This window comes from Actinoplanes sp. TFC3, assembly GCF_001553785.1.
In the GTDB taxonomy this organism is placed as follows: Bacteria; Actinomycetota; Actinomycetes; order Mycobacteriales; family Micromonosporaceae; genus Actinoplanes.
In genome coordinates this window covers 4,300,756-4,312,199 of the sequence record NZ_LOJP01000001.1, presented here as the reverse complement: position 1 = coordinate 4,312,199, position 11,444 = coordinate 4,300,756, and the positions used below count along the sequence as shown (strand labels likewise).

The following is an 11,444-nucleotide window of genomic DNA, read 5'->3' as shown; positions in this document are numbered from 1 at the left end:
CCCCGGCGGCCCAGCGCACCCGCTGATCCGCTGATCCGCCAAAGGGCCGTCGCGGATCAGCAGAAGGAAAGCTTAAGCAGGTTCCCACGAGCCCCGACCTGCCGACCAAGCGAGCCACCCGCAAGCGAGCTACCCACAAGCGAGCTACCCACAAGCCCGAGCCACCGCAGCTCAACCACTCAGCAGTCACAGGAGTATCAGACAGCAGCCCCCGAACCGTAGGAGAAACCCATTCCGCCGATGGATCTCACGGCCTCAGCCAGGCAGGTTGGGCTCGTGGAGTTGCGGGATCTCGCTGGGCGGGTGCGTGGGGGTGGTTTTTCTCAGGCTGTGCCCCCGGTCGCCGATTCGTCAGACGTGGCCGATGATCGCCGGGTGCCCCTACGGTACGTGTGGACCGCTTGTGGTCTCGCCGTGGCCAGTTGGCTCTGGTACGCGGCCTGGGTGATGACCGGTGCTGGGCCGGTGGCGGTGGCGTACGTGGCCGTTCCCCTGGGTGGCGTGGTGGCCGTCGCGGCGATTGTGCAACTGTATCGGGAAGTGCGCGGGGAGGTTGTCGCTCGGCGGTTCTGGGCGAAGCTTGCCGGCAGCGCCTTCATTATGACCGTCAGTTATCTGTTGATGGCCATCAACGCGTTCCGTCACTCCGTTGGCGACCGGCCGCCGGACATGCCGATGGCTGCTGCGGTGTGTCTCGGCCTGGGTTTCATCGCGATTCTCTGGGCCATTGCGGGCGTGCCGGTGCACCCGTCAGGGCCGCACGCGCGGCGGCGGATGCACCTGGACCGGGCGATTGCTTTTCTCGGCTGCGCGACCTTGCTGTGGCATTTCGGGCTGGCGCCCATGCTCACGTCCAGTGAGCCGTGGCCGGTGCAGACCGTCACGCTGGTGGGCTTCGCTTTCGTGATGTCGCTGATCTGCATGACCAAGGTGTCGTACCTGGGCGACGGGCCGGTTGACCGCACCGCGATGCGCCTGGTGGCCGCGATCGGGCTGATCGCGGCGGGGGTTGCGGTGCTCGCCGCCACGTACGGTGACGCCGGCGGGGTGCCGTCGCAGTCGGTGGTCCTGCCGCTGGCGCCGGTGCTGCTGGTCCTTGCGGTGCGGGCGCAATGGGGCAGCGCCGGGCGTCGGTCGCGCCAGTCGGCAGTGCTTTTGCCGTACGTCGCAATCGCCGCCGTTGATCTGCCTTTGATCGCTGTGGCTGTTGGCGGTCTGCAGTGGCCCGGACGGGTCGCGATCGCCTCTGCGGTGGTGGTCAGCGCTCTGGTGACGGTGCGGCAGGTGCTCGCTATCCGGGACAACAAGCGGCTGCTCGCCGACGTGCGCGCCACCGAGGAGCGGCTGCAGCACGAGGCGGCCCATGACGGGCTGACCGGGCTCGCCAACCGGGCCCGGTTCCGGCTGCTGCTGCATGAGGCGCTGAACGCCGGGCGGGGTGCCACCGTGCTGCTGATCGACCTGGATGACTTCAAGACCGTTAACGATTCGCTGGGCCATGACGTGGGCGACCACCTGCTTGTCTCGTTGGCTCAGATGCTGCGGGAGCAGGCCGGCGACGACGCTGTGCCCGTACGGATCGGCGGGGATGAATTTGCTCTGCTCCTGGCCGGTGGCACGACGGTGGGTGAGACTGTCGCGCAGCGTGTCCTTGACGCCCTGCAGGCACCCATCAGTGAGCACCGGCTGCTCGTGCAGGCCAGCATCGGCATCGCCACGGCAGGGCCCGGTGCGACGCTGGACAGCGTGCTGCGCGAGGCCGATATCGCCATGTACGCGGCCAAGCAGCGTGGCAAGGCGGCGTTCGTGCGTTACCTGCCGGAGATGGCCGAACCGGTGCTGGCGCACATCCAGCTCGGCGGGGATCTGCGCCGCGGCCTGGACAACGGCGAGTTCGAGCTTTACTACCAGCCGGTGCTGGACCTGCACAGCCGGCGCCTGATCGGGCTGGAGGCGCTGGTGCGCTGGCGGCACCCGGTGCGCGGGATGGTCCCGCCGGCCGAGTTCATCCCGGCGGCCGAGCGGACCGGGTTGATTGTCGAGCTGGGGCGCTTCGTGCTGGCCGAGGCGTGCCGGCAGGGTTCGCAGTGGCTGGCCCGGTTCGGTCCGGAGGCGCTGCAGAAGATCGGCGTCAACGTGTCGGCGCGCCAGCTACATGATCCCGGGTTCGTGGCCGACGTGCTCAGCGTGATGGCGCAGTACCAGTTCCCGGCGGAGCGGCTGGTGCTGGAGCTGACCGAGTCCGCGGTGCTGCGCGGCAACCAGGTGTCGCGGGCGTTGCACGACCTGGACGAGCACGGTATCAAGCTGGCGCTCGACGACTTCGGCACCGGCGAATCGTCGCTGAGCCTGCTGCGCGCGTTCCCCGCGGCGATCGTCAAGCTGGACAAGTCGTTCGTGGACGGTATCGAAATCGATGACGTCCCGGCCGCCTGCGACGCCCGGCAGGCGGTGGCCCGCGCGGTCATCCAGATGGCCGGTGCGCTGGGGCTGGACGCGGTGGCCGAGGGCATCGAGAACGAGGCGCAGGCCCAGGTGCTGTTCGGGCTCGGCTACACCCTCGGGCAGGGCTTTCACCTGGCGCGCCCGATGCCCGCCGAGGCGCTGACGGCGCTGCTGGCCTCGCCCGTGTCAGCCTGAAGCCGCTCGGCCTTGGCCGCCGCCGTGCGGATCATGGCGAGGCTGAAGGGCGATGTCCGACTTATGCACCGGGACGCCACAACTTTTGTATTTATCGAAGATTGTTTTCGCCACCGCGGCGAAACTTGTGATTAACATCGGCTAGCGAACACCTTCGATGTCATGCGTGCCCGGTCCCCTTCGGGCCGGTGCCGGATCGGAAGGCAGTGCCAGCGATGCAGAACGAGTCCACCGTCAGCCGCAGAACCCTCCTCGGCGCAGCCGCCGCCGGCACCGCCGCTCCGGCGCTGCTGGCCGGCGCCGCCGAAGCCCACCCGGGTACGAAGCCCGAGCACGCCAGGGCGCACCGCGTGCCCCGCGACCAGATCAGCGTGCAGCTGTACACCCTGCGCGACCAGCTCGGCATCAACCTCGACGCAAGCCTCGCCGAGCTCGCGCGCATCGGCTACCGCCGGGTCGAGCATGCCGGCTTTGTCGGCCGTACGGCCACCCAGTTCCGTGCCGCCCTCGACCGCGCCGGGCTGCGTGCCACGTCCGGGCACGTCGGCATCCCGCAACCGTGGAACGCCGCGACCTGGGAGGCCGCGCTCGCCGACGCCGGGATCGTGGGCAACAAGTACATCGTCCACCCGTACTTCGGGACGACCTCGTCCGGCGCGCCCATCCGCGACAGTTCAGTGTGGAAGGCGTTCGCCCGCGACCTCAACAAGGCCGGTGCGCTGGCCCGCAAGCACGGACTGAGCTTCGGCTATCACAACCACCACAACGAGTTCGCCCGCCAGGACGGTGGCAAGCTCACCGGCTACGACGTGCTGACCCGCGAGACCGATCCCGGGCTGGTGCACCTGGAGGTCGACCTGTTCTGGGCGTACCGCGGGGCGCAGGACCCGGTCGACCTCATCGGGCGCAACCGGGGGCGGATCCGCCAGGTGCACGTCAAGGATCTGGCGCCCTCGGGCAGCTTCGCCGACCCGGGCGACGGGTTCATCGACTTCGCGCGCATCTTCGAGCACTCGCGCGAGGCCGGACTCGTGGAGTACATCGTGGAGCGCGATGACGCCGGTTCCCCGCCGCGCACCCCGGCCGACGCGTTGATCACCGCGCAGGTCGGCTTCCGTTACCTCGACACCCTGCGGTTCTAGAGGAGAGTTGATGAAACGTCTGCTCACCGGCGTACCCGTATTCGCGCTTGTTGCGACCGCTTTGATGGCGCCGTCCCCGGTGGCCGCGACTCCCGCAGCCGCGCCCCCGCCGGATTCGGATTTCCAGAAGGTGACGCTCAACGATTTCCCGGGCGAACCGATTGCCCTGGCCGTGCTGCCCGACAAGCGCGTGCTGCACACCGCCCGCAAGGGTGAGGTGCGACTCAACGACCCGAAGAGCGGCCGCAACATCCTCGCCGCCACGATTCCGGTGTATCAGCACGACGAAGAAGGCGTGCAAGGAATCGCCATCGACAACAACTTCACGAGCAACAAATGGGTGTACGTCTACTACTCGCCCGTGCTGAACACGCCGCGTGACGACCCGTCGACACCCACAGTCAACGAAGGCGATGCGCCGGAGGAGGGCACGGCTGCCGACTTCGCGCCGTTCAAGGGAGTCATGCGGCTGTCGCGGTTCAAGCTCAACGGCAACGCGCTGGCGCTGAGCACCGAGCAGAAGATCCTCGACGTGCCCACCGACCGCGGCATGTGCTGCCACGTCGGCGGCAAAATCGACTTCGATGCGGCCGGCAACCTGTACCTGTCGACCGGCGACGACAGCAACCCGTTCCAATCCGACGGCTACACGCCCATCGACGAGCGGGCCAACCGCAACCCGGTGTTCGACGCCCAGCGCAGCGCCGGCAACACCAACGACCTGCGCGGCAAGATCCTGCGCATCAAGGTCGGCGGGAACGGCAGCTACACCATTCCGAAGGGCAACCTGTTCAAGAAGGGTCAGGCGTACACCCGGCCCGAGATCTACGCGATGGGCCTGCGCAACCCGTTCCGCTTCACTGTGTCACCGGACGGCGTCGTCTACGTCGGCGATTACTCTCCGGATGCGAATACGCCGAACCCGGAAAGGGGCCCGGCCGGGCAGGGACGCTGGGCTGCCATCGACAAACCCGCCAATTACGGCTGGCCCTATTGCGTGGCTCCGGACCAGCCCTATGTCGACTACGATTTCGCCACCGGAACCTCGGGCGAGCCCTTCAATTGCGCGGCCCCGGTCAACGACTCACCGCACAACACCGGATTGCGCAACCTGCCGGCCGTCGAAAAGGCCGAAATCATCTACGGGTACGGCCCCAGCGCCGAATTCCCCGAACTGGGAACCGGCGGCATCGGTCCCATGGGCGGCCCGGCCTACCAGTACGATCCCGATTCCGAGTCGGCAACCAAGTGGCCCGAGTACTTCGACGGCAAGCCGCTGCTCGCCGAATGGACCCGCGACTACGTCAAGGCGCTGACGCTGGGCCCGGACAACCAGGTGACAACCATCGAGCCGGTGCTGCCCTCGGTGGTGTTCGACAACCCGATGGACCTGGAGTTCGGCCCCGACGGCTCGCTGTACGTGCTGGAGTACGGTGACGGCTACTTCAGCGAGAACCCCGAGGCGCAGCTCGCGCGCATCGACTACGTGCGGGGCAACCGCTCGCCGATCGTACAGATCCAGGCCAGCCGGACCAGCGGGGAAGCCCCGCTGACTGTCACGTTCACCAGTAACGGCACCACCGACCCGGACGGCGACAGCCTGCGCTACGCGTGGGATTTCAACAACGACGGCATCGTCGACTCCCGTCAGCCGAACGCCGTGTACACGTACACCGAAAACGGCAACTACCGCCCGGTTCTCAAGGTGACCGACCCGACCGGCCGCTGGGCCTCCGCCGAGATCATCCTCCCGGTGGGCACGGCAGCCCCGCAGGTCACCTTTGTCACGCCGACCGCGGACCAGCCGTTCCAGTTCGGTGACACGGTGACCTTCCAGGTGCAGGTGGCCGACGACCAGCCGGTCGACTGCTCCCGGGTCACGGTGACCTACATCCTGGGTCACGACCAGCACGGCCATCCGCTGTCCACGGCCAGCGGCTGCACCGGATCCATCACCACGTTCCTGGACCCGGGCCACGCCGGCGCGGACAACCTGCGAGCGGTGTTCGTGGCCGAGTACACCGACACCGGCACCCCGGCCCAGACCGGCACCGCCCAGGTCGTCCTCACCCCCACCGCACCGTAAGTTTCTGAGGCCGGGCTCCCCCTGGGGCCCGGCCTCAACTTTGCGCCCCGCCAGCCGATGACAACGGTGTGGAGGCGCACGACGAGTCATGGTGGACAGGTTTTCTCGAGGCGTCCGAGCGCTTCGACGCTGCCTACGTGCTCGAAGGCATCGCCGACCTGATCCTGCCCAAGATCCAGGCCCCCCTGCTGCGCCGCGAGGTCAAGATCTCAACGGACACCGTGATCCGCCACCTCGAACGCCCGGCCAGCCAGGAACGAGCAGCCCAAGCCGCCGAGGCCACCGAGCGCCTGACCCGCACCCTGACCCGCATCGCCGACGGGGCGATCTCCACCGACGAGGCGGCAATCATCCTGGTCGCCCTGCGCGGCAACTACGGCGCGGCGGCTGCGGCTGCGGCTCCGCTGGTCGGTGCGGCCCGCCTGCAACGGCTGTTCGTCACGGCCCTGCGGTTGGAACGCTTCGACATCCCGCTCACGCTGCGACTACTGGAAGGCGGTCAAACCCCAGCCGAAGCCGTACGGTCAGGGCACCTGATCGGCCGCTACAGCTGGTGGCCATCCTGGTTGTTGCGCGTAGTCACCGAGCGAGCGCTCGCGGGAACACTGGACGAGGCGACGATCGCTGCGCTGGACCGGTGCGCGTACGCGGAGCTGAGCCCTACCCAGGCGAATTTGGCCCGCAAGATGCTCAGCGGCAATGCCGGGCTGATCGGCACTGCGGCGGATCGGCTGGTGAGCCTGGGGGAGCCGGAAGCGGCTGCCCGGCTGCGTGAGGGGGATTTGAACGCGGTGGCACTGGCGGCTCGGCTCGTACCTCTGTGAGCGGCCTACTGGCGCGCCCTTGGTGACAGCTGAAGGGCTGGCCGCGGCCGGGCTCAGCGATGAGACTGGGACGAGTTTGCCGACCGTGGAGGCTGCCATGACCGATGACCTGCTCGCGCGCCACCAAGCCGTTCTGCCCTCCTGGGTGACCACGTACTACGGTGCCGAGGCCATCGAGCTGGTTTCCGGGTCGGGGCGCCGCGTCACCGACAACAGCGGCAAGAGCTATCTCGACTTCTTCGGCGGGGTGCTCACCAATATGCTCGGCTATGACGTCGCCGAGGTGCGCGAAGCCGTGGAGCGCCAGCTGGCCACCGGGATCGTGCACAGCTCCACGCTCTACTTGATTCGTAACCAGGTCGAGCTGGCCGAGAAGATCGCGCGGGTTTCCGGGATCGCTGACGCACGGGTGTTCTTCGCCAACTCCGGCACCGAGGCCAACGAGGCTGCGCTCATGTTCGCCACCAACCATCGGCGATCCAGTCAAATTCTGGCAATTCGGAACAGCTATCACGGCCGTACGTTCGCAGCGATGGCGGTGACTGGGCATCGCAGCTGGTCGGCCAGTGGTCTCAGCCCGGTGCAGGTGAGCTGGCTGCACTCCGGGGACCGGCTGCGGGGGCGGTTGAAGGGCTTGTCCGATGCCGACCATATCGACGCGGCTGTCGAGGATCTCCGCGAGGTGCTTGCCACCACCACGGCGGGCGACGTTGCGGCGCTGATCGCCGAGCCGGTGCAGGGGGTCGGGGGCTTCGTGCGGGCGCCGGACGGGCTGCTTGGGGCGCTGCAGAAGGAGCTCGACAACCACGGGATCCTGTTCATCGCCGATGAGGTTCAAACGGGCTGGGGCCGTACCGGCGAGCATTTCTGGGGTTATCAGGCTCAAGAGGTCCGCCCGGATCTGATCACTTTTGCCAAGGGCATCGGTAACGGGTTCGCGCTCGGCGGGGTGGTGGGGCGTGCCGAGCTGATCAACGCGGTGCCGCAGATCAGCTTCTCCACCTTCGGCGGCAATCCGCTGGCCACCGCGGCCGGCAACGCGGTGCTCGACTACGTGCTGGATCATGACTTGCAGGCCAACGCGAAGCGCACCGGCGACATCCTGCTCTCGGGCCTGCGGGAGCTGGCAGCCGAGACGCCGGCGCTGGCCGAGGTGCGCGGGCGGGGGCTGATGATCGCCTGTGAGTTCTGCCGGCCGGGCACCACGGAACCCGACCCGGTGGTTACGCTGCGGGTGACCGATGAGTGCCGCCGCCGCGGCCTGCTCGTCGGCAAGGGCGGGTTGTACGGCAACGTCGTGCGCATGGGCCCGCCGCTGACGCTGACCGAGGACGAAGCCCGCGAGGGGCTCGCGATCTTGGCCGAGGCCATCCGCGCAGTGCGGTAACCGTGGCCGGCGCCGTAAACATGGCCATTGGGTGACATCGCCGCGGCCGGCAGTCAACGCGGGCACGAAATGTGGAATGGATGCTCTCCGGGCCTTTTCGGCTGCTGACCCGGGGAGCAACCATCTGCATGTGACAGAAACTTCCGTCATCCTCGCCCTCGTGGTCGTGACCGCCCTCGGGTTCGACTTCACGAACGGATTCCACGACACCGCCAACGCGATGGCCACGTCCATCGCGACAAAGGCCCTCACGCCGAAGGTCGCCGTTGCCCTTTCCGGCATTCTCAACCTCGTCGGCGCGTTCCTGTCCGTCGAGGTTGCGCTCACGGTTTCCAACGCAGTGGTCAAGATCCAGGACAAGAGCGGCGCCCCCAAGCCGGAGCTGCTGGCCGACGGCGGCAAGGCGCTGCTGCTGATCGTGCTGGCCGGCCTGGTCGGCGGCATCGTCTGGAACCTGCTGACCTGGCTGCTCGGCCTGCCCTCCAGCTCCTCGCACGCCCTGTTCGGCGGCCTGATCGGGGCCTCCATCGCCGGGCTCGGCTGGGCCGGGGTGAACTGGAACGGTGACGGCAGCAAGCTCGACGGCGTCATCGGCAAGGTCATCCTGCCCGCGCTCATGTCGCCGATCATCGCCGGCGTGGTCGCCGCGCTGGGCACCTGGATCATCTACCGGATCACCCTCGGGGTCGCCAAGCGCTTCACCGACAACGGGTTCCGGTGGGGCCAGATCGGCAGCGCCTCGCTGGTCTCGCTGGCCCACGGCACCAACGACGCGCAGAAGACGATGGGTGTCATCACGCTCGCGCTGATCGCCGCCGGTGACTGGAGCGACACGAAGAACATCCCGTTCTGGGTCAAGGCCGCGTGTGCCCTGGCCATCGCGCTCGGCACCTACCTCGGCGGCTGGCGGGTCACCCGCACGCTCGGCAAGGGCCTGGTCGAGATCGCCCCGCCGCAGGGCATGGCCGCCGAGTCCGCCTCGGCCGCGGTCATCCTGGCCTCCAGCCACCTGGGCTTCGCGCTGTCGACCACGCACGTGGCCACCGGCTCGATCCTCGGCTCCGGCGTCGGCAAGCCCGGCGCTCAGGTCCGCTGGCGCGTGGCCGGGCGCATGATCCTCGCGTGGCTGATCACGCTGCCCGCCGCCGCGATCGTCGGTGGGCTCATGTGGTGGATCGGCGACCTGCTCGGCGGGGGCCTGGCCGGGTCGCTGGCGGTGTTCGTCATCCTGCTGGCCGCTGCGGGCTACATGTACCTGCGCTCGCGGCGCACCCCGATCGACCACAACAACGTCAACGACGAGTGGGACGAGGCGCGCACCGACGAGCGTGTCCCGGCCGGCGTGGCGAACTGAGAGGCGGACGACAATGCACAACGTAGGTTTCGCCCTCGAGGGCGCGTGGAAGGTGCTGCTGGCCGGGGTCATCCTCGGAGCCGGCCTGCCGGCGCTGTTCGCGCTGGGCATCCGCTCGCTGGCCTGGGGGGCCGGTGGCGATGCCGAGGTGCACGGCGCGGGCGCTGGTCCGGCGGCCAACCCGGCCGGCAAGGTGCTCGCCTGGGTGCTGTTCGCGGTGGTGCTGCTCGGCGTGGTCCTCGGTATCACGTTCATCGTGGCCAGCGGCTTCGGCAAGGCGCTGAGCTTCGAGCACGTGTTCCCGACGATCGTCGACAAGTGAGGCGTCATGAGTGAGACCCGATCCAACTTCATGACCCGGGCGGTGGAGTGGCTGCGGGCGGGGTACCCGACCGGCGTGCCGCGCCAGGACTACGTCGTCCTGCTTGGCGTGCTGCGGCGCAAGCTCTCCGAGGACGAGGTACGCAAGATCGCCGTCGACCTGGCGGCCCAGTCCGACGGCAGCGACCCGATCACCAGCGAGGACATCGAGGCGATGGTCAACGCGTCGGTACTGCAGACCGCCAGCCCCGAGGACGTGGTGCGCGTCTCGGCGCACCTGGCCGCCGGCGGCTGGCCGCTGGCCGACCCGCCCGAGTGAGCTGACCGCAACCATCCGAGGAGAGGCCGTGCAGGGCGTTTGCCCGCACGGCCTCTTGCTGTGCGCTCCCCGTTCTCACCGGGTCAAACATCGCTTAACATCAATGTCTGTGAACAGCAAACGCACCTTGTTGTCCGTGTTCGCCTTGCTCGCGACGATTGCCGCGGGCCTGATTGCCGGCAGCCCCGCGGCCCACGCGGCCGCCGAGCACACCGTCACGTTCGTCAATGCCAGCACCGAGAAGATCTGGGTCGGCAGCACTGTCAACTACGACGAGTCGGTGAACTTCTCCCGGCTGCCGATCCTGGACCCCGGTCAGTCGGCGACGATCGTCATCCCGGAGAACTCGTACCCGAACCACTGGCGGGGCAAGTTCTTCGCCCGTCAGCGGTGCGCCGGCAACTCGGGCAGCACGTTCCACTGCCAGGTCGGTGACTGCGGCAACGCCGCTGACCACTGCGCGATCAACTTCGAGCAGAACGCGAGCCTGGCCGAGTTCAACTTCGACCCCTCGGACCCGTGGGGTGCGCCCTGGTACAACGTGAGCTACGTCAACGCGGTGTCGCTGCCGATCACCATCACGCCCAGCGGGTCGCCACCGCCGGCGCCGGGATCGCAGTACTGTGCCGAGGCCGGCTGCGCCAAGCCGCTGCTGAACGCGTGCCCGCAGGCCTATTTGACCCGCGACGCCCAGGGCCAGCCGCTGTTGTGCACCAACCCGAACCGGGACGCGGTCACCGACTACAGCCAGGCGATCAAGGCGGCGTGCCCGCGGGCGTACAGCTGGTCCAAACACGATACCGAGCCCGGCAACCAGGTCATGTACAACTGCAAGGAGTGCAGCGGCTTCACGGTGACGTTCCACGGCAACGGCGCCACCCCGCCGCCCACCACGCCGCCGACGAACCCGCCCACCACGCCCGACCCGGGTACGGCCAAGGAGATCGTCAGCGACTGGAACGGCAAGTGCGTCGACGTACCCAACGGGCAGTACTCCGACCGGATCCGGCTGACCATGTGGGACTGCTGGAACGGGCCGATGCAGAAGTTCACCTTCGCCGCCGACGGCAGCATCCGGATCGGCGGGAAATGTGTAGACGTGGCCGATGCCTCCACCGCAGACGGGGGCTGGGTGCAGCTCTACACCTGCAATGGAACCGGGGCCCAGAAGTGGGCGATCTCGGGGGCCGGCGACATCGTGAACATTGGCTCGAACAAGTGTCTTGACATCGGCGGCTGGAACGGTGCGAATGGTGCGCCGCTGAATATCTGGACGTGCAACGGTTTCGCCAACCAGAAGTGGCACCGCGTCTAAAGGTAAGACAACAACGTAATAACCGAATCAAGATCGCGGCGCGCCGATTACCGGCG

Annotated in this window: 9 protein-coding genes; all 9 read left to right on the top strand. The window is 68.1% G+C overall.

Going from position 1 to position 11,444, the window contains the following annotated elements; genetic code table 11:
• Positions 1–375: 375 nt before the first annotated feature.
• The 9 genes from TFC3_RS19410 to TFC3_RS19370 all read left to right on the top strand — a co-directional run bounded on the left by TFC3_RS19410 (position 376) and on the right by TFC3_RS19370 (position 11,388).
• On the top strand, positions 376–2,640 hold the full coding sequence (locus TFC3_RS19410; protein ID WP_067501828.1) for a bifunctional diguanylate cyclase/phosphodiesterase: 2,265 nt from the start codon (positions 376–378) through the stop codon (positions 2,638–2,640).
• Positions 2,641–2,855: 215 nt separating this feature from the next.
• The gene (locus TFC3_RS19405; RefSeq protein WP_067501825.1) at positions 2,856–3,782 is read left to right on the top strand and encodes a sugar phosphate isomerase/epimerase; all 927 of its coding nucleotides are present in this window, start codon (positions 2,856–2,858) and stop codon (positions 3,780–3,782) included.
• Between the two features lie 10 nt (positions 3,783–3,792).
• The gene (locus tag TFC3_RS19400; protein WP_067501821.1) at positions 3,793–5,868 is read left to right on the top strand and encodes a PQQ-dependent sugar dehydrogenase; all 2,076 of its coding nucleotides are present in this window, start codon (positions 3,793–3,795) and stop codon (positions 5,866–5,868) included.
• Positions 5,869–5,936: 68 nt separating this feature from the next.
• Positions 5,937–6,692 (top strand): hypothetical protein, encoded by a 756-nt coding sequence (locus TFC3_RS19395; RefSeq protein ID WP_067501818.1) that lies wholly within the window; start codon positions 5,937–5,939, stop codon positions 6,690–6,692.
• A gap of 97 nt (positions 6,693–6,789) precedes the next feature.
• The gene (locus tag TFC3_RS19390) at positions 6,790–8,079 is read left to right on the top strand and encodes an aspartate aminotransferase family protein (RefSeq protein WP_067501815.1); all 1,290 of its coding nucleotides are present in this window, start codon (positions 6,790–6,792) and stop codon (positions 8,077–8,079) included.
• A gap of 130 nt (positions 8,080–8,209) precedes the next feature.
• Positions 8,210–9,433, top strand: a complete 1,224-nt coding sequence (locus TFC3_RS19385) for an inorganic phosphate transporter (RefSeq protein WP_067501812.1) — start codon at positions 8,210–8,212, stop codon at positions 9,431–9,433.
• 13 nt (positions 9,434–9,446) lie between these two features.
• A complete protein-coding gene (locus tag TFC3_RS19380; protein WP_067501809.1) occupies positions 9,447–9,755 on the top strand; it encodes a hypothetical protein in 309 nt (102 codons plus the stop codon).
• A 6-nt stretch (positions 9,756–9,761) separates the two neighbouring features.
• Positions 9,762–10,073, top strand: a complete 312-nt coding sequence (locus tag TFC3_RS19375; protein ID WP_067501806.1) for a DUF3349 domain-containing protein — start codon at positions 9,762–9,764, stop codon at positions 10,071–10,073.
• Positions 10,074–10,182: 109 nt separating this feature from the next.
• Positions 10,183–11,388, top strand: coding sequence for a thaumatin family protein (locus TFC3_RS19370; RefSeq protein WP_201787185.1), 1,206 nt, complete (start codon positions 10,183–10,185; stop codon positions 11,386–11,388).
• The last annotated feature ends 56 nt before the right edge of the window (positions 11,389–11,444 follow it).

What these genes read in the sequence shown, in the direction of transcription:
- TFC3_RS19400 (WP_067501821.1), top strand. Translation starts at nt 3,793, where the DNA reads ATGAAACGTCTGCTCACCGGCGTACCCGTATTCGCGCTTGTTGCGACC.
- TFC3_RS19380 (WP_067501809.1), top strand. Translation starts at nt 9,447, where the DNA reads ATGCACAACGTAGGTTTCGCCCTCGAGGGCGCGTGGAAGGTGCTGCTG.
- TFC3_RS19375 (WP_067501806.1), top strand. Translation starts at nt 9,762, where the DNA reads ATGAGTGAGACCCGATCCAACTTCATGACCCGGGCGGTGGAGTGGCTG.
- TFC3_RS19405 (WP_067501825.1), top strand. Translation starts at nt 2,856, where the DNA reads ATGCAGAACGAGTCCACCGTCAGCCGCAGAACCCTCCTCGGCGCAGCC.
- TFC3_RS19390 (WP_067501815.1), top strand. Translation starts at nt 6,790, where the DNA reads ATGACCGATGACCTGCTCGCGCGCCACCAAGCCGTTCTGCCCTCCTGG.